The organism is Arthrobacter cupressi (assembly GCF_900099975.1).
Classification (GTDB): domain Bacteria; phylum Actinomycetota; class Actinomycetes; order Actinomycetales; family Micrococcaceae; genus Arthrobacter; species Arthrobacter cupressi.
In genome coordinates this window covers 87,624-114,620 of record NZ_FNEI01000010.1, presented here as the reverse complement: position 1 = coordinate 114,620, position 26,997 = coordinate 87,624, and the positions used below count along the sequence as shown (strand labels likewise).

At 68.3% G+C, this 26,997-nt stretch carries 25 protein-coding genes; 12 read left to right on the top strand and 13 right to left on the bottom strand.

What is annotated here, in order from left to right; translation table 11 throughout:
- Positions 1–3 precede the first annotated feature (3 nt).
- The 3 genes from BLP88_RS12700 to BLP88_RS18980 all read right to left on the bottom strand — a co-directional run bounded on the left by BLP88_RS12700 (position 4) and on the right by BLP88_RS18980 (position 1,425).
- Positions 4–831, bottom strand: a complete 828-nt coding sequence (locus BLP88_RS12700; protein WP_074589691.1) for a DUF1206 domain-containing protein — start codon at positions 829–831, stop codon at positions 4–6.
- A gap of 83 nt (positions 832–914) precedes the next feature.
- Entirely contained in the window at positions 915–1,172 is a 258-nt protein-coding gene (locus BLP88_RS12695; protein WP_074589689.1) for a DUF6458 family protein, read from the bottom strand.
- Between the two features lie 82 nt (positions 1,173–1,254).
- A complete protein-coding gene (locus BLP88_RS18980) occupies positions 1,255–1,425 on the bottom strand; it encodes a hypothetical protein (protein ID WP_175453549.1) in 171 nt (56 codons plus the stop codon).
- A 275-nt stretch (positions 1,426–1,700) separates the two neighbouring features.
- Here BLP88_RS18980 and hrpB point away from each other — a divergent pair, with 275 nt between their 5' ends.
- On the top strand, positions 1,701–4,343 hold the full coding sequence (gene hrpB, locus BLP88_RS12690) for an ATP-dependent helicase HrpB (RefSeq protein WP_074589687.1): 2,643 nt from the start codon (positions 1,701–1,703) through the stop codon (positions 4,341–4,343).
- A 15-nt stretch (positions 4,344–4,358) separates the two neighbouring features.
- On the opposite strand, the gene BLP88_RS12685 is transcribed toward hrpB, so the two are convergent.
- Genes BLP88_RS12685 through BLP88_RS12655 form a run of 7 tightly spaced genes read right to left on the bottom strand, consistent with a single transcriptional unit; the run spans position 4,359 to position 10,823 of the window.
- A complete protein-coding gene (locus BLP88_RS12685; RefSeq protein WP_074589685.1) occupies positions 4,359–5,024 on the bottom strand; it encodes an alpha/beta hydrolase family protein in 666 nt (221 codons plus the stop codon).
- Complete coding sequence (locus BLP88_RS12680; RefSeq protein WP_074589683.1) at positions 5,021–5,641, bottom strand: L-threonylcarbamoyladenylate synthase; 621 nt, start codon at positions 5,639–5,641, stop codon at positions 5,021–5,023. Before BLP88_RS12680 ends, BLP88_RS12685 begins: the two co-directional genes overlap by 4 nt.
- A 26-nt stretch (positions 5,642–5,667) precedes the next feature.
- Positions 5,668–6,468, bottom strand: coding sequence for an ABC transporter permease (locus tag BLP88_RS12675; RefSeq protein WP_074589681.1), 801 nt, complete (start codon positions 6,466–6,468; stop codon positions 5,668–5,670).
- 40 nt (positions 6,469–6,508) lie between these two features.
- The gene (locus tag BLP88_RS12670) at positions 6,509–7,486 is read right to left on the bottom strand and encodes an ABC transporter ATP-binding protein (RefSeq protein WP_074589680.1); all 978 of its coding nucleotides are present in this window, start codon (positions 7,484–7,486) and stop codon (positions 6,509–6,511) included.
- The gene (locus tag BLP88_RS12665; protein ID WP_175453548.1) at positions 7,483–8,643 is read right to left on the bottom strand and encodes a LolA family protein; all 1,161 of its coding nucleotides are present in this window, start codon (positions 8,641–8,643) and stop codon (positions 7,483–7,485) included. Before BLP88_RS12665 ends, BLP88_RS12670 begins: the two co-directional genes overlap by 4 nt.
- A 48-nt stretch (positions 8,644–8,691) precedes the next feature.
- Complete coding sequence (locus tag BLP88_RS12660; RefSeq protein ID WP_074589678.1) at positions 8,692–9,573, bottom strand: PaaX family transcriptional regulator; 882 nt, start codon at positions 9,571–9,573, stop codon at positions 8,692–8,694.
- Entirely contained in the window at positions 9,570–10,823 is a 1,254-nt protein-coding gene (locus tag BLP88_RS12655; RefSeq protein WP_074589785.1) for a kynureninase, read from the bottom strand. Before BLP88_RS12655 ends, BLP88_RS12660 begins: the two co-directional genes overlap by 4 nt.
- 253 nt (positions 10,824–11,076) lie before the next feature.
- Between BLP88_RS12655 and BLP88_RS12650 the strand changes: the two genes are divergently transcribed.
- The 6 genes from BLP88_RS12650 (at position 11,077) to BLP88_RS12625 (ending at position 15,816) form a co-directional block, all read left to right on the top strand.
- The gene (locus tag BLP88_RS12650) at positions 11,077–11,571 is read left to right on the top strand and encodes an HAD domain-containing protein (RefSeq protein ID WP_074589676.1); all 495 of its coding nucleotides are present in this window, start codon (positions 11,077–11,079) and stop codon (positions 11,569–11,571) included.
- Positions 11,572–11,753: 182 nt separating this feature from the next.
- Entirely contained in the window at positions 11,754–12,968 is a 1,215-nt protein-coding gene (locus BLP88_RS12645; protein ID WP_074589784.1) for an inorganic phosphate transporter, read from the top strand.
- Complete coding sequence (locus tag BLP88_RS12640) at positions 12,965–13,186, top strand: hypothetical protein (RefSeq protein ID WP_074589675.1); 222 nt, start codon at positions 12,965–12,967, stop codon at positions 13,184–13,186. The genes BLP88_RS12645 and BLP88_RS12640 overlap by 4 nt, the downstream gene beginning before the upstream one ends.
- A gap of 125 nt (positions 13,187–13,311) precedes the next feature.
- Positions 13,312–14,340, top strand: a complete 1,029-nt coding sequence (locus tag BLP88_RS12635; protein ID WP_139163383.1) for a hypothetical protein — start codon at positions 13,312–13,314, stop codon at positions 14,338–14,340.
- Positions 14,337–15,248 carry a hypothetical protein gene (locus tag BLP88_RS12630; RefSeq protein WP_245679857.1) on the top strand — a complete coding sequence of 304 codons (912 nt, stop codon included), beginning with the start codon at positions 14,337–14,339 and terminating at the stop codon, positions 15,246–15,248. Before BLP88_RS12635 ends, BLP88_RS12630 begins: the two co-directional genes overlap by 4 nt.
- Before the next feature lie 13 nt (positions 15,249–15,261).
- Positions 15,262–15,816 carry a dihydrofolate reductase family protein gene (locus BLP88_RS12625; RefSeq protein WP_074589672.1) on the top strand — a complete coding sequence of 185 codons (555 nt, stop codon included), beginning with the start codon at positions 15,262–15,264 and terminating at the stop codon, positions 15,814–15,816.
- Between the two features lie 32 nt (positions 15,817–15,848).
- Here BLP88_RS12625 and BLP88_RS12620 read toward each other — a convergent pair whose 3' ends face one another.
- On the bottom strand, positions 15,849–16,316 hold the full coding sequence (locus BLP88_RS12620) for a hotdog fold thioesterase (protein ID WP_074589670.1): 468 nt from the start codon (positions 16,314–16,316) through the stop codon (positions 15,849–15,851).
- A gap of 202 nt (positions 16,317–16,518) precedes the next feature.
- Between BLP88_RS12620 and polA the strand changes: the two genes are divergently transcribed.
- The 3 genes from polA (at position 16,519) to rpsA (ending at position 22,218) form a co-directional block, all read left to right on the top strand.
- Complete coding sequence (gene polA, locus BLP88_RS12615; protein ID WP_245679863.1) at positions 16,519–19,161, top strand: DNA polymerase I; 2,643 nt, start codon at positions 16,519–16,521, stop codon at positions 19,159–19,161.
- Between the two features lie 82 nt (positions 19,162–19,243).
- Positions 19,244–20,542 carry a GNAT family N-acetyltransferase gene (locus BLP88_RS12610; protein WP_074589667.1) on the top strand — a complete coding sequence of 433 codons (1,299 nt, stop codon included), beginning with the start codon at positions 19,244–19,246 and terminating at the stop codon, positions 20,540–20,542.
- A gap of 200 nt (positions 20,543–20,742) precedes the next feature.
- Complete coding sequence (gene rpsA / locus BLP88_RS12605) at positions 20,743–22,218, top strand: 30S ribosomal protein S1 (protein ID WP_074589665.1); 1,476 nt, start codon at positions 20,743–20,745, stop codon at positions 22,216–22,218.
- 88 nt (positions 22,219–22,306) lie between these two features.
- On the opposite strand, the gene BLP88_RS12600 is transcribed toward rpsA, so the two are convergent.
- A complete protein-coding gene (locus tag BLP88_RS12600) occupies positions 22,307–22,993 on the bottom strand; it encodes an IMPACT family protein (protein ID WP_074589664.1) in 687 nt (228 codons plus the stop codon).
- 22 nt (positions 22,994–23,015) lie between these two features.
- Here BLP88_RS12600 and coaE point away from each other — a divergent pair, with 22 nt between their 5' ends.
- Positions 23,016–24,224 (top strand): dephospho-CoA kinase, encoded by a 1,209-nt coding sequence (gene coaE, locus BLP88_RS12595; protein ID WP_074589662.1) that lies wholly within the window; start codon positions 23,016–23,018, stop codon positions 24,222–24,224.
- Positions 24,225–24,243: 19 nt separating this feature from the next.
- On the opposite strand, the gene BLP88_RS12590 is transcribed toward coaE, so the two are convergent.
- Positions 24,244–24,642 carry a RidA family protein gene (locus BLP88_RS12590; protein WP_074589660.1) on the bottom strand — a complete coding sequence of 133 codons (399 nt, stop codon included), beginning with the start codon at positions 24,640–24,642 and terminating at the stop codon, positions 24,244–24,246.
- Between the two features lie 83 nt (positions 24,643–24,725).
- Here BLP88_RS12590 and uvrB point away from each other — a divergent pair, with 83 nt between their 5' ends.
- Entirely contained in the window at positions 24,726–26,849 is a 2,124-nt protein-coding gene (gene uvrB, locus BLP88_RS12585) for an excinuclease ABC subunit UvrB (RefSeq protein ID WP_074589659.1), read from the top strand.
- Positions 26,850–26,997: the final 148 nt, after the last annotated feature.

Below are 26,997 nucleotides of genomic sequence, written 5' to 3'. Positions count from 1 at the left end.
CAGCTACATCCGGGCATACTTGGCCTTCAGTATGAGGAAGCAGCCATAACAGACCAGGCCCAGCGCCAGCACCGCCAGGAGATACGGCCCGAAAGGCTGCTCCCGCAGCCCCTTGAGGCTGCCGTCGAGGCCGGTGGATTGCTCGGGTTGCTGCCTCAGCGTGGCGAGGATGACCAGCAGTCCCACCAGGAGCAGGGCGAAGCCCTTGGAGAGGTAGCCGAGGACTCCCGCCGTCAGCAGGGTCCGCCGAGGTGCCGGTGCGCCGGGAAGGAACAGGTCTTTGCGGAAGGAGGCGCGCGCACCGCGCACGGCGAAGAAGATGCCCGCCCCGATGATTCCCGCACCCGCGAGCAGCAGGATCACGGGGCCGAAGGGTGCCCGCATGAGTGTGACGGTGAGGTCACTGGTGGATTCCCTGCTGTTTTTCCCGGCGCCGAGGGCGAAGGACAGTACGGTGGCGGCCAGGAGCGCGAAGGCCACCGCCTGCCCGGCGGCGCCGAAACGGGCGGTGAGGCGCCTTCCGTGATTGCCGGAGGTGCCGAACACCGCGTTTCCGGCCTGCCACAAGGCCAGGGCGGCGCAGGCCCCGAAGCACGCCCACAGCAGGAAGGGGCCGCCGGGCCGTGCTGCCAACTGTGCGACCGCGCCGCCGAGGTCGGCCTCTCCGTTCAGCCCCCGCGCCAATTGCAGGGCGATGGCCCCGACGAGGACGTGTAGAACGCCGCTCGCGCCGAAGCCTGCCCGGGCAGCGGTTTCAAGCCCTTTGGAGTTGCTTGCCGCCTCCGCGGACTTGGCAGCCGCCCGTGCCGTCTTGTTTGCGCTCTTGTTCACAGTGCGCTCCTGTTCATGGCGCGGCCCCCGCCAGTTGTTTGGCGGGAGCCGCGGTATTGCCTTGCCCGATTCAGGGGCCGGTATCAGACGCCGGTGTCACGGGTCTCCCGGCGGGTGACCGCTTCCCCCGTTCCCGGGTCCACGGTCTGCCGGCTCTCAGTAGACCGGTACCGGCGGCGTGGAGCCGCCCAGACCAGCGAAGCGATCAGTCCGATGACGCCGACGGCCATCAGGATGTAGCCGGTCATTTGCTGGTCGAGGAAGGGGATGAGCCCCGGGGTGAGCGCGAAGGCGAGAATGGCGCCAAGCGCGATGAGGAAGATCGATGAACCTATGTACATGTTCGTTCCTTTCCTGTGTCGGCTCCTTCATGCGATTGCCCCTCGGGGCGTATTGTCCGGGTGATTCCCCGGACGTGGTGCGTCATACTCCGTGCGAGCGGTGTCCGTTGGTGTAGCTGAGGAGCCAGCCGATGGCTGCGATGGCCAGGAGGATGATTCCGACCCACAGCAGGAAGTTCAGTGCCGGTGTGAAGCCGCCGACGAGCAGAAGAACAATAGCGATGACGCCTGCAACGATGAGAAGGGTATTCATGGTTGACGTTTCCTTTCGTGGCGTGGAAACCGAATTGCTAGTGCCTCCACGCGCAATATTCAGCAGTTGCGCATTGCTGCGCTGCGATCCTCGCAGAGCGCCCCCGGCTCCGTTCCAAGGATGGTCAGTGACGCCTGTGCCGCTTTCCTCGTTCCGTTCGTGATCCGCTTGTTCCGTTCATGCGGCAAAAGCTGTGTCACAATTCACATCATGTCATTGCTAAGCATGCTTATCAAGTTTGCCCGGGTCCGGGCCGGTCCATTCACAATGGATGGGTGACTTCTCCGTTCCCCCGCACCCAGGCCGCCGCGTGCCCCGTTTTCGACCTCCGAAGCATCAGCGCAGGCCTCGTGTTTGGCCATTCCCTGCCGGAGCTTGCCGAGGTGCTCCGGGACCCCGGATCCGCCGCCGTGGTCCAGGCGCCGCCGGGAACAGGCAAGACCACCCTGGTTCCGCCGCTGGTGGCCGGCCTGTGCGCCGCCGGGAGTAAAGCGCCCAGGGTGGTCGTTACCCAGCCCCGCCGCGTCGCGGCACGTGCGGCTGCCAGGCGGCTGAGCGCGCTCCACGGAAGCAGGCTGGGGGAGGCCGTGGGCTACACCGTCCGCGGTGAACGGCAGGCGGGTCCGCGGACCGCCGTCGAATTCGTCACCCCCGGAATCCTGCTGCGCCGTCTGTTGGCCGATCCCGGGCTGGAGGGCATCGGCGCGGTGGTCCTGGATGAAGTCCACGAGCGGGGCCTGGAGAGCGATCTGCTGCTCGGCATGCTCGCCGAAGTGCGCGAACTCCGCGGCGATCTTCGCCTGGTGGCGATGTCCGCCACGGTAGACGCCCCGCGCTTTGCAGCCCTGCTTGCAGGACCCGACGGCGGCGGGCCGCTTCCCGTGGTCGACTGTCCCTCCGCGTTGTACCCCCTGGAAACCGTGTGGGCGCCCGCGCCCGGTCCCCGCCTCGACGGACGCGGCGTTACGCCGGCCTTCCTGGACCATGTGGCCGACACCGCCATGGCCGCGCACTCCGTCTCGTTGGCCACGGAGCCGGGAACGGACGCCCTCGTGTTCCTTCCCGGAACCCGCGAGGTGGCACACGTGGCGAACCGCCTCCGGCAACGCGCCTCGGGCACGGAAATCCTCGAACTCCACGGACAGATCGGCCCGGCGGCGCAGGACAGGGCTGTCTCCGGCCGCGAGCCGGGCGGACCCGCCCGGATCATCGTGTCCACGGCGCTCGCCGAATCCTCCCTGACCGTCCCCGGTGTGCGCCTCGTGGTCGACGCCGGCCTGTCCCGCGAGCCGCGCCGGGACTCCGGCCGCGGCATGTCCGGCCTGGTCACGGTCTCCTGCTCCCGGGCCTCCGCGGAACAGCGCGCAGGCCGCGCCGCGCGCCAGGGTCCGGGAACGGTGGTTCGCTGCTATGAACAGAAGGCCTTCGCGGCGGCACCAGCCCACCGGACCCCGGAAATCGCCGTCGCGGAGCTGAGCGGGGCGGCCCTGACACTGGCGTGCTGGGGTGCGCCCGGGGGAGCGGGCCTCGCCCTCCCGGACGCCCCGCCGCGCGCCGCGATGGACGAGGCCATGGAGGTGCTGCGGGAAATCGGCGCCGTGGACGCCGCCGGGCACGCCACGCCGCTGGGCCGGGTCCTGGCCGCCGTGCCCGCCGAACCCCGGCTCGCGCGGGCCCTGCTGGACGGGGCCGCCGTCGTCGGAGCACGCCTGGCCTCCGAAACCGTGGCACTGGTCTCCGGGGATCAGCGTGCCCCGGGCGCCGATCTGTCCGCGCTCCTGGCGGTGCTGCGGCAAGGCAAGGACCCGGCGTCGAAGCGCTGGGCCGACGACGCCCGGCGGCTTGAGGCCATCGTGCGGGAGGAGGCGGCCGCCGTCGCCGCTTCATCCTTGCGGGGTGCGCTGGAAGCGGCGCCGGACGGCAAGGAAGCGGTGGCGTTGGTCGTCGCCCTCGCGTTTCCGGACCGGGTGGCCCGGCGCGTCCCGGGCGACGGACCACCGCAGTACCTCCTCGCCTCCGGAACCCGCGCCGGCCTGCCCGCCGGCAGCCCGCTGTCCGGGCATGACTGGCTCGCTGTTGCGGAGGTTTCCCGCGCGGCAGGGCGGGACGCGGCCGGCACCGGCGCGGTGATCCGCTCCGCCGCGCCCCTTCCCGCCGATGCTGCAGAAGCCGCCGCCGCCCACCTGTTGGCGGACATGGTTGATGCGCGCTTCGTCAAGGGCAAAGTGTCCGCCCGCCGGGAGCGCCGGCTTGGCGCAATCGTGCTGTCCTCCACGCCCGTCCGGCCCGGCCGGGCGGAAGGACGCGCCGCCGTAGCTGCGGATCTGGCGAACAACGGCCTGGCGTCCATCGGCTGGTCACCTGCTGCGGATGCTTTGCGGCGCAGGATGGCGCTGCTGCACCGTGAGCTCGGTGCGCCGTGGCCGGATGTTTCCGAACGGGCTCTTTTGGCCCGGCTGGAAGACTGGCTGGCCCCGGAATTGGGGGCATTGGCCGATGGCGCCCCGGCGGCCGGGATCGACCTCACGGAACCGCTGCGCCGGCTCCTGCCCTGGCCCGAGGCCGCCCGCTTCGCCGACCTCGCGCCGGAACGGCTGGAGGTGCCGAGCGGCTCTCGAATCGCGATCGATTACCCGGACGCGGAGGCCGACGGCGGCCGGCCGGTGGTGGCGGTGAAACTTCAGGAATGCTTCGGCTGGGCAGGGACGCCGCGGATTGCCGGCGGCCGGGTCCCGGTGCTCTTCCACCTGCTATCTCCCGCACGACGGCCCCTGGCGGTGACCGATGACCTCGAATCCTTCTGGGCCGGTCCCTATGCCCAGGTCAGGGCCGAGATGCGCGGGCGCTACCCGAAGCATCCCTGGCCTGAGGACCCGTGGACGGCCCCGGCCACGGCCCGGGCGAAGCCGCGGACCTAGCAGCCAGGAAGCGGTCTAGCTGTTCGAACGGATGAATGCGCTGACCGAGGGCGCCAGCGAGGCACCCAGCTCGGCGGGGCTGCGCTTCATCCCGGCCACCTCGAAGGTGTGTCCGCCGCCTTCCCGCCACTCCAGGGCGGCGTTCGGGCCGATCCTGGAGACCACGCCTTCCAGCACGTCCGGTGTCATGAAGGGGTCCTTGGTGCCCTGCAGGAACAGCATGGGCACGGTGACCCCGTACAGGTGCTCGTCGCGGAGCTTGTCGGGCTTGCCCGGCGGGTGCAGCGGGTAGCCGAGATAGATGAGGCCCGCCGCGGGCATGCCCTCGGCCACGGCCATTGACGCCATGCGCCCCCCGAAGGACTTCCCGGCGGCCCACAGCGGTTCACCGGCCGAGCGTGCCTGCGCTTCGGCCAGGGCGGCCCGCCAGGTGGCGATGGCCAGGGGCGGGCGGTCCGGGAACTTCCTGCCGGCTTCCCGGTAGGGGAAGTTGAAGCGCAAGGTGGCGGCGCCGTCGTCGTTCAGGGCCCGCACGAAGCCGCCCATGAACGGGTGTTCCATGCCCGCACCGGCGCCGTGGGCGACGAGCACCGTGGCGAAGGGGTTTTCCGGCCGGGCGTACAGGCCGGAAACGGCCGTGCCGTCAACATCAATGGTGACGGCCTCTTCGGGGGTGCTCATTCGAACCTCGAGGGGTCGCCGGTGCCGCGGCGCACCACGTCGGCGCCGCCGCCGGAGAAATCGACCACCGTGGTCGGCTCGGCGCCGACCTCTCCGGCCTCGACGACGGCGTCCACCACGTGGTCCAGGCGTTCCTTGATCTCCCAGCCCTGCGTCAGCGGTTCGTCCTCGCCGGGCAGCAGCAGGGTGCTCGAGAGCAGGGGCTCGCCCAGGTCGGCGAGGAGGGCGTGGACGAAGTTGTGCCGGGGGATGCGCACGCCCACGGTCTTCTTCTTCGGGTGCAGCAGCCGGCGGGGCACTTCCTTGGTGGCCGGGAGGATGAACGTGTAGCTTCCGGGGGTGACGGCTTTGATGCTGCGGAAGACGTCGTTGTCGATCATCACGAACTGGCCCAGTTGCGCGAAGTCCTTGCAGACCAGCGTGAAGTGGTGTTTGTCGTCGAGCTGGCGGATGCTGCGGATACGGTCCAGGGCTTCCTTGTTGCCCAGCTGGGCGCCGAGGGCGTAGCAGGAGTCCGTGGGGTAGGCGATCAAACCGCCCGAACGCACGATCTCTGCGATCTGGGAAACCAAACGCGGCTGGGGGTCCTGGGGGTGGACGTCGAAGAATCTGGCCATTCCCCGAGCTTACGTCAGGCGGCCTGTCAGGACAGGACATCCTTGCTGGTGAACCGGCCGTACGCGATTGCGCCGGCAGCCAGGATGTAGCCCGCCTGAAGCAGCGCATTGTCACCGAACGTCGTCCAGGAGATGGGTTGGCGGAGCAGATCGGCGAAGCCCAGCCAGTACTGGCTGAACAGCCAAGGGTGCAGCCATTCCAGTTGCGGGAGGTTGTCCGCCACCTGGGACATGACTGAAAGCACGACTGTTGCCGCCATGGCACCGACCGGGATGTCCGTGAACGTCGAGATTGCCAGCCCGATCGCAGCGAGCCCAAGGAGTGACACGGAAATGTATGCGGCGATCAGCAGGGACCGCAGCAGGGACTCACCGACGCCGATGGTGTCCCCGGAAAGGAGTGTCACCGGTCCCACCGGGAAGAGCGCGACGCCGGCCAGCACGCCGACGGCGGCGACGGTCACCGTCGCGGCCAGGCAGAAAACCGCCGCGGCGGAGTACTTGATGAGCAGGAGCCGGACGCGGCCGGCAGGTGCCACCAGCAGGTACCTGAGGGTGCCGAGGTTCGCTTCTCCGGCGATGGTGTCGCCGGCAACGACTCCTACCGTGATCGGCAGGAACAGCGGCACGGACACCAGGAGTGCGGTCATACCCACGAAGAGCCCGTTCTGCGAGACCCGGTCCAGGAAGGCCGGGCCACGGCCCGGCGGCACAGGATGCGAGCTGAGCCGGACCGCCGTGGCAATGAGGATGGGAATCGCCGCCAGGGCGAGCAGCATGGCCCAAGTACGGAGCCGCCGGAAAAGTACGGTGAGCTCGGAGGCCATGAGCGCCCACGAACCAGGGCGGGCGCCCGTCGCCGGGGCTTCATCCTGCAACGTCGAACCCCTCTCCGGTCAGGGAAACGAAGCGCTCTTCGAGGCTGGCGTCTTCCACGCTGAAGCCTTGGACCCGCACTCCGGCCGCCACGAGGGCGGCCACGATGTCTTCGGGTGCCACCGTGTGGCCCGGGGGACTGGTGCTGAGCAGCCCGCCATGGTCCGCGCCCGGCAGGACACCCGCCGGCTCGGGGTGCAGGCCAAGGCCCGAAAGGACACGGGCCGCTGCGGCAACATCCGGGGTACGGAGCATGATCCTGGCCGTCCCTGCTGCGCGCAGTTCGCGGAGCGTGCCCTGGGCCACGAGCTTGCCTACGCTCATGACGCCCACATGGGTGCACATTTGTTCGACTTCCGCGAGCAGGTGGCTGGAGACGAACACCGTGGTGCCGCCGGCCGCCAGCGACCGCACCAGGCTGCGGACCTCCCGTGTGCCTTGGGGATCCAGGCCGTTGGTGGGCTCGTCCAGGACCAGCAGTTCGCGGGGCCGCAGCAAGGCATTGGCGATTCCGAGGCGCTGTTTCATCCCCAGCGAATACGCGCGCACTTTCTTGCCGGCGGCGTGGGACAGCCCCACCAATTCCAGGGCCTCGTCGATACGTGCGGCCCGTGTGCTGCGCGGGGCGTGCCGGTCCGCGGCGTCCAGCCTGCGCAGGTTCGCCGCTCCCGAGAGGAAAGGGTAGAAGGCCGGCCCCTCCACCAGGGCGCCGACCTCCGGCAGGACGGCGGACAGGCCGGCCGGGATGGGCCTGCCCAGGACCCGGATCCCGCCGCTCGTAGGAGCGGCGAGGCCGAGCAGCAAACGGATGGTGGTGGTCTTTCCGGAGCCGTTGGGGCCAAGGAAGCCGTAAACGGAACCCCGTGGAACGGCGAGGTTGACGGAGTCGACGGCGGAGCGGTGGCCGAAGCGCTTGCTCAAACCCTCGCTCTCAATTGCCAGCCCCGCCGGCCCGGAAGCGTCGTTCATTGCGGCGAGGCCGCAGCCTGCAGCCGCTCAAGCGGCACCATTCCCGCGAACACCCGTCCGTCGTCGAGCATCAGGACGGTCACCAGGCTGGTCGTGATGGCCCTTCCGCCGGGCACCGCCTGGGCGAGCTGGGCGAAGGCGGGATCGGAGCGGACGTCCGCAGGAAGCACCCCTGCGGGGAAGCCCACCACCGCGTCCCAGCCCTTGCCGGTCACGGTCGGTCGGTCGGCAGCGGGGTGGGTCCCGGGAACGGCGTGCTTGGTGCCCGGCATTGGCGCCGCGGACGGAACGGTCATCTCCTTAACGGAGGCTCCGTGCGGCGGCGTGAAAGTGAACACGGACGATTCGGGGGCCGAGAGGCTGATGTCGCTGAACGCGAGAGAAAACGCGGGGGCGGCCTGTCCGCGCGACCGCAGCTGAATTCCTAGCGGGAGGCCGGAGGCGGCGTCGACGGCGAGAGTCACCGAATCGACAAGCGTCACCGTACTGCGGGGCCTCAGGACCAATTGGTAGGCCGTACGGCCGGCCACGATGGTTGCGTCCCCGACGGTTACTTCGGTGCTGGGGTCTGCGGCGGCGAGGAATCGCTGGGCGATGGCCTCAGGCGTCGCAATGCCCGGTGTCGCCGGTGTCTTTGGCCCGTTGTTCGCCGGGCCCCGGTCCGCCGGGCTCCGGTCCGCCGGGCCGTGGCCGGGAGGCCTGCGGGTTGCCGTGGCGTCCGGCAAGGTTGCATGGGCCGCGCTGTTGTCGGCCGAGTTGTAGAGCCAGAGGTCCCTGCCGTTGCGGACCACGTCACGCTCGGCGAGGGTGTCCATGATTTGGAGCCGGGCTTTGGACGGTCCATCCAGGTAGATCCGGGCGGTATGCGCGGTGCCCGTTAGTTCGATTACGGCGGCAAGGCCTTGGCCGGCACCCTGCCGGACGGAGGGTATGGGTCCTGCCGCGGGGAGTTGCGGGATCCCCAGCTCGGAGGTCTGGCGGAGTGTTCCGGACAGGGCGCGGACCTCCGAATGGCCGATCATGGCAATGATCTCCGCGGACGACTTCTCCGGGAGATTGACTGCCGCCCCGGCCTGGTAGGAACCGGTCAAAGCCGCAGCCGCCACGACTGCAGGTACCACTGCGGCCGGCAACCAGCGCAACCATTTACGGGCCATGGCAACCTCCCGGACCACCCGCGACCTGACCGCGCGACATCGGCGGGGTCATGCTTCCAGAGTACTCCCGGCGCCCTGCGCGGCGACTGTCCTCACGAACTCCGCGCTCGGACCGGAATGGATGCCCCTGATGTGCTCAAACACGGCAAACCCCTCCTTCCCCGGCCAGTCCCTTGGTAGGAATTCCGGTGGCAGTCCGGGATCCAGGTACGGAATGACCCGCCAACTGTCGATGCACCGGACGTACGCGGCAAAGGCCCCGGCAGACGGCGGCGAAACGTCTCCGGCAGAAGCTTCCCTGAAGGGATCCCATTCCCGGATGAAATCGTGGTGCAGGGCCGCGACCGAATCCAGGTCCCACCACCGCGCGGCGGCGTCCCGAAGTCCGCCGCCGTCCGGGTATCCGCCGGGCATCGGGGTGTCCGTGATGAACAGGGTGGCCTGCTCCCGCAGCCCCAGGCCTTCCAGCACCTCCTCGATCTCGGCCCGGCGGAAGGCCGGGGCAATCCACAGGCCTGCCGCGACTGTCCCGCAGCCGGTCCAGTGCAGCCGGCGCCGGAGCTGGTGCCTCTTCTCCCGTTCCGCCTCGGGGATCGAGAAGGACACCAGGCACCAGGGATCGCCGTCGGCCATGGCCTGCGGCGCGAAAATCCGGCTGTCCCCGCGGAACAGCATGGTCCCGGCGCCGGGGGTCAGTGCATAGCCCGCGACGCCGTCGCGCGGCAGGGCGTCCAGTACCGCCTTCTTCTTCAGCCGGCTGAGCGCGGTCCGCGTCACGGCGGCGGGCACGTCGAGCGCCTCCATGAGCCGAAGGAACGCCGACGCCGGCAGCCAGCCGCCTGCGTCGCGCAGGTAAAGCCCGATCACCGTCCGCAGCAGCGAGGTGGTGCTCCCCGGGCGGGAGTCCACATCGTCGAGGAAGGTGCTCATGAAAGCTCCAGCAGCACATCCCGGATGGCACGCATGCCGTGTTCGAGTTCGGCGAAGCCTGTGCTGAGCGGAGAGAGGCCGATCCTCAGGCCGTGCGGCGGCCGGAAATCCGGGATGACACCGCGTTCCCACAGCAACTGCGTGGCCTCGGCGAAGCGGGGGTGGTCCACGGTGATGTGCGAACCGCGCTCGGCGGCGTCGCGCGGACTCACCACCTCGGCGCCGAGCGGTACCAGCCATGCGTCGGCCAGGTTCAGTGCGTGTTCGGTCAGCTTGATGGATTTCTCCCGGACGGCGTCCATACCCACCGACGCGATGAGTTCCACCATGTCCTTCAGCGGCTGCATCGCGAGGATAGGCGGGGTGCCGGTGATGAAGCGGCGGAGGCTGTCCGCAGGCCGGTAGCTGTCGGTCATGCCGAAGGGGTCGTGCGCCCCCATCCAGCCCCAGATGGGCTGCTGGAGCTGGCCTTGGAGTGCTGCGTTCACATACGCGAAGGCGGGGGAGCCCGGCCCGCCGTTGAGGTATTTGTAGGTGCACCCGACGGCGAGGTCCACGCCCCAGGCGTCCAGTTCCAGCGGCACCGATCCGACCGAGTGGCACAGGTCCCACAGCATCAGGGCACCGGCGTGGTGCACCTGGGCGGTGATGGCGGGAGCGTCGGCCAGGTAGCCGGAACGGTAGGCGACGTGGCTGAGGACGACGACGGCGGTCCGCTCGGTGAGCAGTTCCGCCAGGTCCGCCGGGCGGACGCCGCCGGCCGGGCGGGACTCCACCCAGCGGATCGTGGCGTTCCGCTCGGCCGCGATTCCCTCGATGATGAAGCGGTCGGTGGGGAAGTTGTCCCGGTCCACGATGATCTCGTCCCGCCCCGGACGGGCGTCGACGGCCGCGCGGATCAATTTGTACAGCAGCACGGAGGTGGAGTCCCCGATGAAGGCCTGGCCGGGCGCGGCACCCAGAGCAACCTCGCCCAGGCGGTCGCCGACGGCCAGGGGCTCGTCCATCCACTGCTCGTCCCAGCCCCGGATGAGCCGGCTGCCCCAGGCTTCCTCCACGAAGCGGGGCAGGTTCGCCGCCGTGGCCTTCAGCGGCCGGCCCAGCGAATTGCCGTCGAGGTAGGCGGACAGCTGGGCGGTGCCGGGGTCGTGGAACAGCTCCCGGTGCCCGGCCAGCGGGTCGGCGGCGTCCAGCGTGGCGGAGACTGCGGCGAAATCCCGGGCAGCTGCGCCGACGGGTCCTGCGTCCAAGGTGGTGCTCAGCTTTGTTTCCTTATTCACGGGATGATCCTCACGGGGGTTCTGGGCGGGTCCAGCCGGCCGCGGACCGGCCGCCTGCCCCAGAAGGATAACACTTATGTGACGGTCGTTAGAAGAATGAAATATTCTCCGGTTGTCCGGGATCCCGGAAAGTGTCCCCAGGCCTGTTCCCGGTTGAATAGCGGAGTTAGTGTGGAACGGCCGGCGGGTGCGGCGGGCGCGGCCCCCGGCTGCAGGAGCGGTTATGTCCCGGGTGTCGTTGTATCTGGACGTCGATGGCGTCGTGAGTCCCTTCGCCGTGCAGGGCCGGACCGGATGGGGGAGTGAATGGGCGCTGGCCGACGCCGGTGTCCTGGAAGTTGCCTTCGCGCCCGAATTGGTGGCCAAGCTGAATGCCCTGTCCCGGCGGCCCGGGGCCCGGTTTGTGTGGTTGACCACATGGGAACGGCTTGCCCCGGAGTTTCTGTGCCCGGCGATCAAGCTTGACGGGCGGGACTGGCCGGTGCTGAGCAGCGCCGGGCACGAGCTGTCGCCGGACTGGTGGAAGCTGGATGCCATTCGGAGGGATGTGGCCCGCCATCCCGCGGATCGGCTGGTATGGATGGACGACCAGTTGGACCATGAGCCGCGGGCATTGGCCTGGGCCGAGGCCTGGGGCGGACGGATGCTCCATATTTCGCCCGATCCGCGCAAGGGCCTGACGCCGGACCACCTGGACGCCGTCGAGGCTTTCCTTTGATGCCGGATCGGCCCCCGGACTGTTTTGCACTGCCCCCGATGCAACGTAGGATTCTTAAGGTTTCATGCTGGCCACGGATGGCCTCCGCAAGGGCAAGCAGGTGAATGTCTGCTGAACATGTGGTGTGGCAGGCGCGGGGAAGTGGAACTGCTGAACGTCGACTCTGCAGATTGGGCAACCAGGTGGAAATCACCTTCATGGTCGCGCTTGTCATAGCGCTGGCCTTATTTTTTGACTTCACCAACGGCTTCCACGACACCGCCAATGCGATGGCCACGCCCATCGCCACCGGCGCCATCAAGCCCAAGACCGCTGTGGCCCTGGCCGCCGTGCTGAACCTCGTGGGCGCCTTCCTGTCCACCGAGGTCGCGAAGACCATTTCGGGCGGCCTCATCCGGGAAGGCACGGACGGCATCCACATCACTCCGGAGATTATCTTCGCGGGCCTCATGGGCGCCATCCTCTGGAACATGTTCACCTGGCTCAAGGGCCTGCCCTCCAGCTCCTCGCATGCGCTGTTCGGCGGACTCATTGGTGCTGCGCTCGTCGGTATCGGCTTCCATTCGGTGAACTTTGAAACCGTGCTGCAGAAGGTGATCCTGCCGGCCGTCTTCGCACCGGTGATCGCCGGCGCGGTGGCCTACGTCTGTACCCGCCTGGCCTACGCTTTGACTTCCCGGCACGACCCGGAGACCGGCGACAAGCTCACCCAGAAACGCGGCGGTTTCCGCACCGGACAGATCTTCACCTCCAGCCTCGTCGCCCTGGCCCACGGCACCAACGACGCGCAGAAGACCATGGGCATCATCACCCTGGTGCTCATCGCCGGCGGCACCCAGGCGACCGGCAGCGGCCCGCAGTTCTGGGTGATCGCGGCCTGTGCCTTCGCCATCGCCATCGGCACCTACGCAGGCGGCTGGCGGATCATCCGCACTATGGGGTCCGGCCTCACCGAGGTCAAGCCCGCACAGGGCTTCTCCGCCGAGTCCAGTACCGCGTCCGCCATCCTGGCCTCCTCCCACCTGGGCTTCGCCCTCTCCACCACGCAGGTAGCTTCCGGCTCGGTCATCGGCTCCGGCCTCGGACGCCGGGGCACCACCGTCCGCTGGGGCATGGTGGGCCGCATCGCCATCGGCTGGCTGCTGACCCTGCCGGCCGCCGCCGTCGTGGGTGCCTTGACCGCTCTGTTGGTGGGTACCGGCACCGTGGGCGTGGTGATCGCCGCCGTCGTGGGCACCGCCGTCGTGATCTTCATGTTCCTCTACTCCAGGAAGTCGCACGTGGGCCACCACAATGCCGTGGAGGTCGAAGAGGCCGGAACGGCCGTCAGGTTCCAGAAGAAGAAGTCCGCCCGCAAGAAGGCGGCCGAAAACAAGAGCAAGGACGCCAAGCGATGAAGTGGTTGGAACTGCTCCAGGTAGCCGGAGCCACCTTGGTTTCCGCAGTCGTCCTGGTGGTCCTGTATTCCCTCGGCGTGCGCCTGACCGCCGTGGCCGCCGACGCCGGAAACCGGGCGCCCGTGGTGCTGCGCTCCCTGGCCTACCTGTGCTTCGCGGCGTGCGGCGCTGCCGTGCTCTTCGGGATCTACCTGATCGTCCCGTACTTCAGCAAGTAGCCTCCGGTTCCGCCCTGACTCTGGCTGTTCAGTCCATTCGGGAGAATAATCTGCTGTGTAGCTGCGCAAGCTGACCGGCCCCCTGTCCGGGGGCCATTGCGCCGCCCTGGGGCAGGTGTGGGGCCATGTTCGGACGGCCGAGGCGGACCGGCGCTGCCGGAACCTTCCTACCGGTGATCGTGGCTGCCGTGGCAGCCCTCGCCTTGGTGTCGTGCGGTCCGCCTGCTGCAAGCGAAAGCGCCGGAACGCAGCAGACTCCCGGCCTCACCACGTCCGGGACGGGCGGCAGCGAACCGTCCCCGCTGGAGCCCACCGTCCGGCCCGTGCCGGGACCACCCGCCCCTGACGTTCCGCCTCCTTCCGCGGCGCCGGTGCTCCGATGGATCCCGATCGGTCCGATCGGCCCCAACGATCCCCAGGAAGGGCGGATGTACCTGTTCGCGCAGGGCCGTGATTGCGACCAGCTCCGCGACGGCGTCGACGGCACCACCTTCAAGGACGTCTGGCGGGCCGCCGGCGCCGTCTGCTACGCCCTGCGGGACGGGACCGCGGCGCACTGGCAGGACGCGTCGTCCGCGTTGGCCGCTGTCCAGCCGCTCCCGGAAGGCCGTTGCCTGGAACTGGCCGTCCTCGCCGTCGCCCGGAGCGCCGTCGAGTACCACAACAGCAACCCGGCCGCTCCGGTGGCGCTGGAACCGGGCAGCGGGGAAGCCTGCCCGCGGCGGCTCAGCGGCCTGACAGTGGTTGACGAAAACTTCGTCCCGGTGCCAGGCCTGGACCGGCCTTCCGGTCCGCGGGCCGGAGGCACGTGGGTTCGGCTCGACGGCTACTACGTGCGTGTCTCCGGGGTCCGGATCGACGGCCAGGAATCCGGTGTGGAGATCCGCAGCGTGGACGGCGATTATGGCCCCTTCTACTTCAAGACCCCGCCGGCCGGGGACAAGGACTCGATCGCCATTTCGATTGAGGACACCCTGGAGGCGCCCGGCGAGGTGCAGTTCTTCTACGACGACGGCGCGCCCACCGGCGGTGGGACCGGCACCACTGGACCAGGCGGGACAGAGTCCCCGGGACCGGAGAGCCCCGCGCCGTCCGGTGACACGGGAAAAGACAGCACCGGAACTGACGGCAGCACCGGAACGGACGGTCCGTGAGCGGGGAGGAACCAGCGCAGGACGCCGGCAGGGGACTGCCTGACACCCGCTGGCAGCGCACCTTGGAAGTCCTCTCGGTCATCGGCCCGCCGCTCACCGTGGCCACGGCGCTGCTCGTCTACTTCGGCTGGGCCCGCAGCGATGCGCAGGCGAAATCGATGGGCCTGGACGTGAGCCTCTTCGGCTATTCCGTGCAGGACTTCATCCTGCGAAGCATCCAGTCCCTCTTCCGTCCGCTGGCCTGGCTGGCGCTGATCGGCCTCGCCTGGCTGATGGCGGACCGCGCGCTCAACAAGGTCATTGCCGGTGGCCGCTACCCCCGCACGGTGCGGCACGGAGCCATGGTGATGGCCGCTGCGGGCTACCTGTTTGCCGCGGCGATGTGGATCGTCACCGTGTCCCAGCCGGACCGCACCCTCCTCTACGTTCCTTATCTCATTGCCGGCGGGCTGCTCATCGGCAGCTGGGGTGTGGCCCTGCGCCGGCGCACCGTGCAGCGCACCGGCCGCAGCCCCGTCCTGACGCCGCGCGGACTTGAGCGTGCCTTCATGTTCGTCCTGGTGACCCTGCTCCTGTTCTGGGGCACAGCCGACTACGCCCAGGCGCTCGGACGCGGTGCCGCCGTCGACTACCAGGAGCGGTCCGCGCTGCTGCCCACCGCCGTCGTCTACAGCAAGGAGCGCCTCGCGGTGTCGGCGCCGAACGTGCTGGAATCGGCCGCCGGCACCACGGCCGCGCCGCTCTACCGCTACAGCGGGCTGCGCCTTCTGGTGGTCAGCGGCGGCCGGATCTTCCTGCTCAACGACGGCTGGACGCTGAAGGACGGCCGCGTGGTGGTGCTTCCGGACAACGGCAGCGTCCGGGTCGAGTACGGCAATCCGGCCTCTGGGAACCCCGCGCCCGGGTGAGTACGCTGGGGCCATGTCTGCTTTCCAGTACTACGTGGCATCGTCCCTTGACGGCTTCATCGCCACCGCCGACGACGACCTTGGCTGGCTCCTGCAGTTCGACAGTACCGAGGGGGTCGGCGAGGGCTACAAAGAGTTCATGTCCGGCGTCGGCTGCGTTGTCATGGGCGGCCAGACCTACCGCTGGCTGCTGAGGCACGAACCCGGCAAATGGCCCTACCCGGACCTGCCCTGCTGGATCTTCACCCACCGCGAATACTCGGCCCCCGAAGGGGCGGACGTCACCTTCGTCCGCGGCGACGTCGCCGAATTCGGCCAGGACCTCATCGACAGCGCGGCCGGCCGCAACGTGTGGCTGGTGGGCGGCGGAGACCTCGTCGCCCAGTTCGCGCGGGCCCGGCTCCTGGACGAGATCATCGTCACCCTGATTCCGGTGGCCCTCGGCTCGGGCAAGCAACTGCTCCCCGTGGACGGCCCGACGGCGCCGCTCGAGTTGCTGTCCTCGCGCACCATCGGCGGGGCGGCCGTGGAGTTGCGGTACCGCGTGCCCGGCGGCGCCGAACGATAGGGACGGCAGCCGCCGTCGGGTGGCTGTTTTGCTTAGTGGCCCCGGTTGTCCCGGATCATGTTCGTGATGCGGGCTGTGGACAGCCGCCGGCCGGCCTCGTCCGTCATGACCACCTCGTGCGTGGCCAGGGTGCCGCCGAGGTGGATGGCCGTGCACGTACCGGTCACCAGGCCGGCGGCCACCGAACGGTGGTGGGTGGCGCCCACTTCGATCCCGACCGCGTGGCGTCCGGACCCGGCATGCAAGGACGCGGCGAAGGATCCCAGGGTTTCGGCCAGCACCACATGGGCGCCGCCATGCAGGATCCCGGCGACCTGGGTGTTTCCTTCCACCGGCATCGTGGCGACTGAGCGCTCCGGTCCCAGCTCCAGGAATTTGATGCCCATCTTCACCACCAGCGCGCCCACGCCGTAGCGCTCCAGCCAGCCGTGGTATTCCTGCGGCACCCCGGCGGCGATGAGCTCTTCGGTGAACCTGCCCGGCGTGAAATTGTCCATCATGGCAACTAGGCTGGCACCTGTGAGCGAAACAACCAAACCGGCCGGTACCGTCGAAAACCAGGCCATCGAAGACCCATCCATCGAAATCCCCGTCGCCGGAACAGCGGACGTTGTGCCGGCCCCCACCGCCACCCGCCCGGACGCCGTTCCGGGAACCAGCGCCGGCGGGCGGTCCCGGCTGCTGGTGCTCGACGGGCACTCGATGGCATTCCGCGCCTTCTACGCATTGCCGGCCGAAAATTTCGCCACCTCCGCGGGCCAGCACACCAACGCCGTCCACGGCTTCACCTCGATGCTGATCAACCTCATCCGCGACCAAAAGCCGACCCACGTGGCCGTGGCCTTCGATGTCTCGGACGACACCACCTTCCGCAAAGCCGAGTACAGCGAATACAAGGGCGGCCGCAACGAGACCCCGGCGGAGTTCGGCGGCCAGATCGGCCTGATCGAACGCGTCATGCACGCCTGGGGCATCACGACCATCAAGATGCCCGGCTACGAAGCGGACGACATCCTTGCCACGCTCGCGGCCCAGGGCGAGGCGGCCGGCTTCGAGGTGCTTCTCGTTTCAGGCGACCGCGACTCCTTCCAGCTCATCACGGACAACGTCTTCGTGCTGTACCCCCGGAAGGGCGTCTCCGACATCCCGCGCATGGACGCCGCCGCCATCGAGGAAAAGTACTTTGTCGCCCCGTCACGCTACTCGGACCTCGCCGCCCTGGTGGGGGAGTCCGCGGACAACCTCGCCGGCGTCCCCGGCGTCGGGCCCAAGACCGCAGCCAAATGGATCAACCTCTACGGCGGCCTCGAAGGCATCCTGGAAAACCTGGACGCCATCGGCGGCAAGGTGGGCGGGGCCCTTCGCGAAAACATCGACGCCGTCAAGCGGAACCGGCGCCTCAACCACCTCCTGAAAGACCTGGACCTCCCGGTCGGCCTGGGGGACCTCGAAGAACCGCGGCCCATCCGCAAGGAGATCGAAGAACTCTTCGACGAACTCGAATTCAAGACACTCCGCACGCGCTTGTTCGACCTCTACGGCTCCGACACCGCCGGCGAAGCCCCGGACACCATCGAGGCGCCGGAGTTTGCCGTCCTGGAAGACGCCGCCGGGCTGCAGGAATTCTTCGCGGCCGGCTCCGGGATGCGGTCCGCGCTGGCCGTGCAGCTGGCCCCCGGGCGCATCGGGAACGACGCCGAGGCCCTCGCGGTCGTGCGGGCCAACGGGGCAGCCTTCGTGGAACTGTCCAGGCTCGATGCCGCCGCCGAGTCCGTGCTCGCCGCCTGGCTGCAGGACCCCGAAGAAGCCAAGGTGATGCACGAGTTCAAGGCCGCCCTGAAGGCCCTGTACTACCGGGGCCTCGGCCTGGAAGGCGTGGTGGATGACACCGCCATCTCCGGGTACCTCATCGAACCGGACCGCCGCAGCTACGAGCTGGCGGAGCTCGCCCAGCACCACCTGAAGATCGCCCTGGCTCCCGCTGTGTCCGCGTCCGGGCAGCTCGAGCTCGACCTCGGGGACGGCCCGGACGGCGCCGCCGCCACGGAGCTCGTGCGGCAGGCCGCCGTCGTGCACACCCTCAGCAAGCACTTCGAAAAGGAACTCAGCGACCGGCAGGCGGGTGCGTTGCTGACCACCCTCGAGCTGCCCGTCGCGCGGGTGCTGGCGGACATGGAACTGGCCGGCATCGGCGTGTCCCTGGACCGGATGAACGAACAGCTCGCCGATCTCTCCAAGGTGGTCCAGCACGCCCAGGAACAGGCGTTCGCCGCGATCGGGCACGAGGTGAACCTGGGTTCGCCCAAGCAGCTGCAGACCGTGCTTTTCGAAGAGCTCGGGCTGCCGAAGACCAAGAAGATCAAGTCCGGCTACACCACGGATGCGGCCTCGCTGAAGGCCCTCCTGGAAAAGACCGGGCATGAATTCCTGGTCCAGCTCATGGCCCACCGCGAATCCTCCAAGCTCGCCCAGATGGTGGAGACCCTCAAGAAGTCGGTGGCCGAGGACGGCCGCATCCACACCGACTACGCGCAGAACGTTGCCGCCACCGGTCGCATCTCCTCGAACAACCCGAACCTGCAGAACATCCCGGTCCGCAGCGAGGAAGGCCGCCGGGTCCGCGGGATCTTCGTGGTCAGCGAAGGCTATGAATGCCTGCTCTCCGCCGACTACTCGCAGATCGAAATGCGCATCATGGCCCACCTCTCCGGCGACGAAGGGCTGATCCAGGCCTACAAGGAAGGCGAAGACCTGCACCGCTACGTCGGTTCGCATATCTTCAACGTGGCACCGGAAGACGTCACCAGCGCCATGCGCTCCAAGGTCAAGGCCATGTCCTACGGCCTGGCGTACGGCCTGACGTCGTTCGGCCTGTCCAAGCAGCTGGAAATCTCGGTGGACGAGGCCCGCTCGCTGATGAAGGACTACTTCGACCGCTTCGGCGCCGTGCGCGACTACCTGCGCGGCGTCGTCGAACAGGCCCGCGTTGACGGCTACACCTCCACCATCGAGGGCCGCCGCCGGTACCTGCCGGACCTCACCAGCACCAACCGGCAGCACCGCGAACTGGCCGAGCGCATCGCCCTGAACTCGCCCATCCAGGGCTCGGCCGCGGACATCATCAAGCGCGCCATGCTCGGCGTGTCCGCAGAACTGGCCGGCCAGGGCCTGAAGTCGCGCATGCTCCTGCAGGTCCACGACGAACTCGTCCTCGAGGTCGCCCCGGGCGAGCGGGAGGCAGTTGAAAAGCTGGTGGCTGAACAGATGGGTTCGGCAGCACAGTTGAGCGTTCCGCTGGACGTCCAGATCGGCGTCGGGACCAGCTGGCACGACGCCGGCCACTGACGCACGGCCCGCAGGGAACCGCGCGCAGGGCGCGCCGCCGGAATGGTGGCGCGCCCTGCGCGCGTCTGGCAGGCTACATGGGGTGGCAGATCCCATCGAAAATTACGTCATCGAACGCTTCCATTCCGCACCCAGGGACGAACCCGGCTACCCCCGGGCGCGCGACTGGATCCGCGCCGTAGGGCACGGTTTCCATGAGGAACAGCGGGGCGATGAATTCATCGACAGAATCATCGCGATGCATCTGGCCGACGGCCGGGAGCTCACCGGCGCCTACCTGGCAGGCATCACCCCGCCCCACGCCCTGGACGCCGCGCATCCGGTGGCAACGTTCGGCAGCTTCGAAAAGGAGCTGAACATCGGCTTCGGCCGGCAGTTGCGCACCCACCTGATCACCTCCGTCACGGTGCGCGGTACGCACCGACGCAAGGGCCTCCTGCGGCGGATGATGGAAGAGGATCTCGCCACGGCGAAGGCCGCCGGAACCGCCATGGCCGCCCTTACCGCTTCCGAAGCCTCCATCTACGGCCGCTTCGGTTTCGGCGTCGCCACCTTCGAACGGAGCATCAAGGTGGACACCGGCCCGAAGTTCCGGCTGCGGCACGAGCCCGTGGGCAGCGTGGAAGTAGCGGACCCCGAGGTCTTGCTGGACCTGGCGCCGGCCGTCTTCGAGCAGGCCCACCACAGCACCCCGGGATCGATCGTGCGGCAGGAGTCCTACCGCCAGCGCGCGTCCGGCGAACTGGGCCGGGACGACCAGAAGGACGGTGCCGTCAAATGCGCCCTGCACTACGACGCCAATGGCACCGTGGACGGGTACGTTTCCTACAAGTTCGCCGGCTGGGACAGCAAGCCCTACACCGTGGACGTGCTGGACCTCGTGGCCGGAACCGACGCCGCGTACCTGGAGCTGTGGCAGTTCCTGGGCAGCATCGACCTCGTGGAACAGGTCAGCTGGCAGGATGCTCCGGTCAACGACCCGCTGGCCTGGGCGTTGTCCGACCCGCGTTGCGTCACTGATACGGACAACCGGGACATGCTGTGGCTGCGGGTCCTGGACATTGCCGGGGCGCTGTCCGCCAGGAGCTACGCGGCGAAGGACCGGCTGGTGCTCGACGTCGCCGACGGACTCGGACACGCTGACGGCCGCTGGGTGCTGGATGCCTCCGGGAGCAATGTGGTGGTACTCCCGGCCCCGGAGGGAGCGGCAGCGGAGCTGTCCCTCGACGTAGCCGACCTGGGCTCGATCTACCTCGGTGCCGTTAGCCCGCTCACGCTGCTGGCAGCCGGGCGCATCCGGGAGCACGTGCCCGGGGCGGCGTTCCGCGCCCAGCAGCTCTTCGCCGTCGAACGTCCCGCCCATTGCGCCACGCACTTCTAGCCACCTGTCCAGGCGGCGCGGGGCGATTTTGACCGGGCTTGGCGCGTACCACTAGAATAAACGGGCGTGTACTACGTGCACGCGATCAATACAATCCACAATTCAGGATGACCCGGCCTTGTGCTGCGTCCCGGAGCCCGGAAGCGGGCGGCGGGCGGTTTGCCTGACCGACATACTATCCACAACGGAGCCCCTACTACATGACCATCACCTCCACCGAGAAGCCCGGTGCCCCCGTCGTCGCGATCAACGACATCGGCACCGCCGAGGACTTCCTCGCAGCAGTCGACGCCACCATCAAGTACTTCAACGACGGTGACCTCGTCGAAGGCACCGTCGTCAAGGTCGACCGCGACGAAGTTCTGCTCGACATCGGTTACAAGACCGAAGGTGTCATCCCCTCCCGCGAGCTTTCCATCAAGCACGACGTTGACCCGGGCGAAGTTGTCGCCGTCGGCGATCAGGTCGAAGCCCTGGTGCTCACCAAGGAAGACAAAGAAGGCCGCCTGATCCTCTCCAAGAAGCGTGCTCAGTACGAGCGCGCCTGGGGCGACATCGAGAAGGTCAAGGAAGAAGACGGTGTTGTCACCGGTACCGTCATCGAGGTCGTCAAGGGTGGTCTTATCCTCGACATCGGCCTGCGCGGCTTCCTCCCCGCATCGCTCGTCGAAATGCGCCGCGTGCGCGACCTGGCTCCGTACATCGGTCAGCAGATCGAAGCCAAGATCATCGAGCTGGACAAGAACCGCAACAACGTTGTGCTGTCCCGCCGTGCATGGCTCGAGCAGACCCAGTCCGAGGTCCGCTCCACCTTCCTCAACAAGCTGGAAAAGGGCCAGGTCCGTCCCGGCGTTGTTTCCTCCATCGTCAACTTCGGTGCCTTCGTGGACCTGGGCGGCGTAGACGGCCTCGTCCACGTTTCCGAGCTGTCCTGGAAGCACATCGACCACCCGTCCGAGGTTGTCGAGGTCGGCCAGGAAGTCACCGTCGAGGTCCTCGAAGTGGACCTCGACCGCGAGCGTGTCTCCCTGTCCCTCAAGGCTACGCAGGAAGACCCGTGGCAGACCTTCGCCCGCACCCACGCCCTCGGCCAGGTTGTTCCGGGTAAGGTCACCAAGCTCGTTCCGTTCGGTGCGTTCGTTCGCGTCGAAGACGGCATCGAAGGCCTGGTCCACATCTCCGAGCTGGCTGTCCGCCACGTTGAACTGGCTGAGCAGGTTGTCTCCGTTGGCGACGAACTGTTCGTCAAGGTCATCGACATCGACCTCGAGCGCCGCCGCATCTCCCTCTCCCTCAAGCAGGCGAACGAGGGCGTTGACGCCGACAGCACCGAGTTCGACCCGGCTCTGTACGGCATGGCCGCCGAGTACGACGAAGAGGGCAACTACAAGTACCCCGAGGGCTTCGACCCCGAGTCCAACGAATGGCTCGAAGGCTACGAAGCACAGCGCGCCGCATGGGAGCAGCAGTACGCTGACGCCCAGGCACGTTGGGAAGCCCACAAGAAGCAGGTTGCCCAGCACGCTGCTGACGACGCCGCTGCCGCCGCTTCCGGCGACAACGAGTCCGCTGCCACCAGCTACTCCTCCGAGCCGGCTGCTTCCGAGGTTTCCTCGGGCACCCTGGCTTCGGACGAGGCCCTCGCCGCACTGCGCGAGAAGCTCACCGGCAACTAATTCCGTTGTCCCGCACGGGAACAGCTGAATAGCCACGAAGGCGCCCCCTCCAGTCGGAGGGGGCGCCTTCCGTTTAACGCCTACGCGGTTATGAAGCGGTATCGATCCATTCCGTTCCCTGCGGCAGCAGCCCGGCGCTGCCCGCCGTCAGGGCGGCCAGGCGGGCACCGGCGTCGGCGATATCCGCAGCGTTGTCCGGCAAGGCCAGCCGGAGCACGGTGTTTTCGGCCTCGTAGCTGCTGTCGGCCATCACGAAGCCCGCCGCCCGGAGCTCGTTCTCCAGGCGCCCGGCCCGGGCATGCGGGACCGGCACGGCGCAGATCCGCAGCCGGCTCCGCCGGACCAGGGGAGCGGCGTCCAGCGCCGAGGACACCGATTCGGAATAGGCGCGGACCAGCCCGCCGGCGCCCAGCAGGATCCCGCCGAAATAGCGCACGACGACGGCACTGATGTCGCTGAGGTCGCTCACCCCGGGCAGGGTCTCGCGTTTGACCAGGGCCTCCAGCATGGGAATGCCGGCCGTGCCGGAGGGCTCGCCGTCGTCGCTGGAACGCTGGATGTCGCGGTCGGCTCCGAGCACAAAAGCCGAGCAGTGGTGCCGGGCGTCGTGGAACTCTTTGCGCAGATCCGCGACGAGGGACCGGGCCGTGTCCTCGTCCGCGGAACGCCGCAGCACGGTGATGAAGCGGGAGCGTTTGATCTCGAGTTCATGCCGGAGGTCCCCGCCGGCCGCAAGGGTGGTGTACGCCGTGGCCCGGCTCTCTTGTTCTGGCACTGAGCCAGTTTAAGGTGGAGGAGTGTTGAAAATCGGACTGACGGGCGGGATCGCCTCCGGAAAATCCCTGGTGGCCCAGCGGTTCCGGGAACTCGGGGCGGTGCTGGTCGACGCCGACGTGATCGCCCGCGAAGTCGTGGAGCCAGGCACCGAAGGCCTCCGCCGGATCGTGGAGGCCTTCGGCCCGGACATCGTGGATCCGGACGGCCGCCTGGACCGTGCGCGGCTGGGCGGCATCGTGTTCGCCGACCCCGGCCGCCGCGAAGTCCTCAACGGGATCGTCCACCCGCTGGTCCGCGGGCGTGCCGCGGAACTGCTGGAAGAGGCGGCCGCCGGAGAGATCGTGGTCCAGGACATCCCGTTGCTCGTCGAAACCGGACAGGGCAGCAGCTTCCACCTGGTGGTCGTGGTCGACGCCCCGGAAGAGCTCCGCGTGCACCGGATGACGTCCCTGCGCGGCATGGCGGAAGCCGAGGCGCGCTCCCGGATCGCCGCGCAGGCATCACGGGCCGAACGGCTGGCGGCGGCGGACGTGGTCCTGGAAAACTCCGGTTCCCGCGACGGGATCCTCGCGCAGGTGGACCGCCTGTGGGAGGAACGACTGCTGCCTTTCGCCGAAAACCTCGCCTCGGGCCGCCGCGCGGAACGTCCCGGCGGCGCCCGGTTGCTGCCGCCCGACCCCGCCTGGCCTGCCGTGGCGGAACGCCTCGCCGCGCGGATCCGCAAGGCGGCGCCCGAACTGCTCGCCGTCGACCATATCGGCTCGACGGCGGTCCCGGAACTGCACGCCAAGAACGTCATCGACCTGCAGCTCACCGTGGACTCGCTCGCGACGGCGGATGCCCTCGCCCCCGCGCTCGGCGCAGCCGGCTTCCCCCCGGTGCCCGGTACCTGGCGGGACACCGCGAAACCCGGATCCGAGGACCCGGCGCTCTGGCAGAAGCGGCTCCATGCCAACGCGGACCCGGGGCAGCCCGCCAACATCCATGTCCGCGTGGCAGGCAGCCCGGGCTGGCGGTTTGCCCTGCTCTTCCGGGACTGGCTGCGCTCCGACGCGGAGGCCCGGGCCAGCTACGCCGTGGAGAAGGAAAGACTGGCCGCGCAGTTCGCCGATGACGCGGGCACCGCCCGATACGCCGAGGCGAAGGAACCCTGGTTCACCGAACAGGCGCAACCCCGGATGGAAGCGTGGGCCGAAAACACCGGCTGGCGGCCGCCGTCGTACTCCTGACGCCGAAGCGCGGGAAGCGTCACGGGAGAACGGCGGCGATGGCGCTCACCTCGATGAGGGCCCCGGGAACGCCCAGCCCGGCTACCCGCGCCGCCGTGACAAGGGGAGGGGCTCCTGCCCGGGCGAGCTGCGGGGCGATGGCACCGTAGGCGGCGCCGAGATCGGCGTCGACGTGCAGGAGCACCGACCACTGCACGACGTCGGCCAGCGACGCCCCGGCCGCTTCCAGGGCCAGCCGGGCATTCGCCACCGCCCTGAGGGACTGCTCGGCCACATCGTCCGAGACGACGGTGCCGCTGGCGTCCACGCCGTTCTGGCCTCCTACGTAGATGGTCGCGGCACCTGCCGGCACCACGGCCGCATGGCTGAAGGCGGGGCTGCGGACCAGGCCCTCGGGCTGTAGAAAGGTGATTTCCATGGCGACATCCTGCCACGGGGTCCGGTTAAACCGCCGCCGGAACGCGGACAGTAACTGTCCGCGGGCAGGGGTAGATTTGTTCCATGAGCCTCGCCCAGGAAATCAACCGAGTCGTCGCGCCCTTCGAGGTGGTCAGCGAGTTCCAGCCCGCCGGCGACCAGCCGGCCGCTATCGCGGAGCTGACGGAACGCATCAACAACGGTGAAAAGGACGTCGTGCTGCTCGGTGCCACCGGTACCGGCAAGAGCGCCACCACGGCCTGGCTCGTCGAGCAGGTCCAACGGCCCACCCTGGTGCTGGTCCAGAACAAGACCCTCGCGGCGCAGCTGGCCAACGAATTCCGGGAACTGCTGCCGAACAATGCGGTGGAATACTTCGTTTCCTACTACGACTACTACCAGCCCGAGGCCTACGTCCCGCAGACGGACACCTTCATCGAAAAGGATTCCTCGATCAACGAGGAGGTGGAGCGCCTCCGGCACTCGGCCACCAACGCCCTGCTGACCCGCCGCGACGTGGTGGTGGTCGCCACCGTGTCCTGCATCTACGGTTTGGGAACCCCGGAAGAGTACATCGCCGGCATGGTGACCCTGCGCAAGGGTGCCGAGATGAACCGGGACGACCTCCTGCGCAAGTTCGTTTCCATGCAGTACGCCCGCAACGACATGGACTTCCACCGCGGCACCTTCCGGGTGCGCGGCGATACGGTTGAAATCATCCCGATGTACGAGGAACTGGCGCTCCGCATCGAGTTCTTCGGGGACGAGGTGGAGAACATCTACACCCTGCACCCGGTCACCGGGGAGGTCATCCGGGAAGAAACCGAAATGTACGTGTTCCCGGCATCCCACTACGTCGCCGGCCCCGAACGGATGAGCCGGGCCATCAAGGGCATCGAGGACGAACTGGCCGAACGGCTGAAGGTGCTGGAAGGCCAGAACAAGCTGGTCGAGGCCCAGCGCCTGCGCATGCGCACCACCTACGATCTCGAAATGATGCAGCAGATGGGATTCTGCAACGGCATCGAGAACTACTCCCGGCACATCGACGGACGCGGTTCCGGCACCGCACCGCACTGCCTGCTGGACTACTTCCCAGACGACTTCCTGCTTGTCATCGACGAATCCCACGTGACCGTGCCGCAGATCGGCGCCATGTACGAGGGCGACATGTCCCGCAAGCGCACCCTGGTGGACCACGGCTTCCGGCTGCCCTCGGCCATGGACAACCGGCCCCTGAAATGGGACGAGTTCCTCGAACGCATCGGCCAGACCGTCTACCTGTCGGCGACCCCCGGCAAGTACGAGCTCGGCAAGGCGGACGGGTACGTACAGCAGATCATCCGCCCCACGGGCCTGATCGACCCCGAAGTGGTCGTCAAGCCCACCAAGGGCCAGATCGACGACCTCCTCGGCGAGATCCGCACCCGGGTGGAACGGGACGAACGGGTCCTGGTCACCACCCTCACCAAGCGGATGGCCGAGGACCTCACCGACTACCTGCTCGGCCACGGCGTCAAGGTCCAGTACCTGCACTCGGACGTGGACACCCTCCGCCGCGTGGAACTGCTGCGGGAGCTGCGCATGGGTGTGTTCGACGTCCTGGTCGGCATCAACCTGCTCCGCGAAGGCCTGGACCTGCCCGAAGTGTCACTGGTGAGCATCCTGGACGCGGACAAGGAAGGCTTCCTGCGTTCGTCCACCTCCTTGATCCAGACGATCGGCCGTGCCGCGCGAAACGTCTCCGGCCAGGTGCACATGTACGCGGACCGGATCACCGATTCGATGGCCCACGCCATCGAGGAAACCAACCGCCGCCGGGACATCCAGGTGAAGTTCAACACCGAAAACGGCATCGACCCCCAGCCGCTGCGCAAACGGATCGCGGACATCACGGACCAGTTGGCCCGCGAAGACGCCGACACCGCTGCCCTGTTGGGGAACTTCGACTACGGCAAGGGGAAGCGCGGCATCACCTCGGCCGCCAAACCGGGTGCCAAGGGGGCCAAGAAGGGCGCAGCCATCGTGCGCAGCGACGGACTCGCCGCGGCCCCGGCCGAAGACCTCGTGGGACTCATCGAACAGCTCACCGAACAGATGCATTCCGCGGCCGCGGAACTGCAGTTCGAAATCGCCGCAAGGTTGCGCGACGAGGTAGGTGAACTGAAGCGGGAGCTGCGTCAAATGCAGTCGGCCGGGCACGCCTAGGGTAAAGTGGTGGGAACGTAGGGGAGTATCCCGAGCGCTACGTCCGTCAACACGCCAGGCACAGATGCCTCGCCGGACGCAGCGGGCCGCCAAATCAGCACAAAGTGCGCCGGCAGGCCGGAGAGACTTACACCGCATCGACGTACCC

Bases quoted from the DNA above. Each gene is read 5' to 3' on its own strand.
- BLP88_RS12665 (WP_175453548.1), bottom strand. From the start codon at position 8,643: ATGGCCCGTAAATGGTTGCGCTGGTTGCCGGCCGCAGTGGTACCTGCA.
- rpsA (WP_074589665.1), top strand. From the start codon at position 20,743: ATGACCATCACCTCCACCGAGAAGCCCGGTGCCCCCGTCGTCGCGATC.
- BLP88_RS12635 (WP_139163383.1), top strand. From the start codon at position 13,312: ATGTTCGGACGGCCGAGGCGGACCGGCGCTGCCGGAACCTTCCTACCG.
- BLP88_RS12670 (WP_074589680.1), bottom strand. From the start codon at position 7,486: ATGAACGACGCTTCCGGGCCGGCGGGGCTGGCAATTGAGAGCGAGGGT.
- polA (WP_245679863.1), top strand. From the start codon at position 16,519: ATGGCATTCCGCGCCTTCTACGCATTGCCGGCCGAAAATTTCGCCACC.
- BLP88_RS12625 (WP_074589672.1), top strand. From the start codon at position 15,262: ATGTCTGCTTTCCAGTACTACGTGGCATCGTCCCTTGACGGCTTCATC.
- BLP88_RS12695 (WP_074589689.1), bottom strand. From the start codon at position 1,172: ATGTACATAGGTTCATCGATCTTCCTCATCGCGCTTGGCGCCATTCTC.
- BLP88_RS12650 (WP_074589676.1), top strand. From the start codon at position 11,077: ATGTCCCGGGTGTCGTTGTATCTGGACGTCGATGGCGTCGTGAGTCCC.
- BLP88_RS12660 (WP_074589678.1), bottom strand. From the start codon at position 9,573: ATGAGCACCTTCCTCGACGATGTGGACTCCCGCCCGGGGAGCACCACC.
- BLP88_RS12590 (WP_074589660.1), bottom strand. From the start codon at position 24,642: ATGGAAATCACCTTTCTACAGCCCGAGGGCCTGGTCCGCAGCCCCGCC.
- BLP88_RS12685 (WP_074589685.1), bottom strand. From the start codon at position 5,024: ATGAGCACCCCCGAAGAGGCCGTCACCATTGATGTTGACGGCACGGCC.
- BLP88_RS12640 (WP_074589675.1), top strand. From the start codon at position 12,965: ATGAAGTGGTTGGAACTGCTCCAGGTAGCCGGAGCCACCTTGGTTTCC.
- uvrB (WP_074589659.1), top strand. From the start codon at position 24,726: ATGAGCCTCGCCCAGGAAATCAACCGAGTCGTCGCGCCCTTCGAGGTG.
- BLP88_RS12620 (WP_074589670.1), bottom strand. From the start codon at position 16,316: ATGATGGACAATTTCACGCCGGGCAGGTTCACCGAAGAGCTCATCGCC.
- BLP88_RS18980 (WP_175453549.1), bottom strand. From the start codon at position 1,425: ATGAATACCCTTCTCATCGTTGCAGGCGTCATCGCTATTGTTCTTCTG.
- BLP88_RS12680 (WP_074589683.1), bottom strand. From the start codon at position 5,641: ATGGCCAGATTCTTCGACGTCCACCCCCAGGACCCCCAGCCGCGTTTG.
- BLP88_RS12675 (WP_074589681.1), bottom strand. From the start codon at position 6,468: ATGGCCTCCGAGCTCACCGTACTTTTCCGGCGGCTCCGTACTTGGGCC.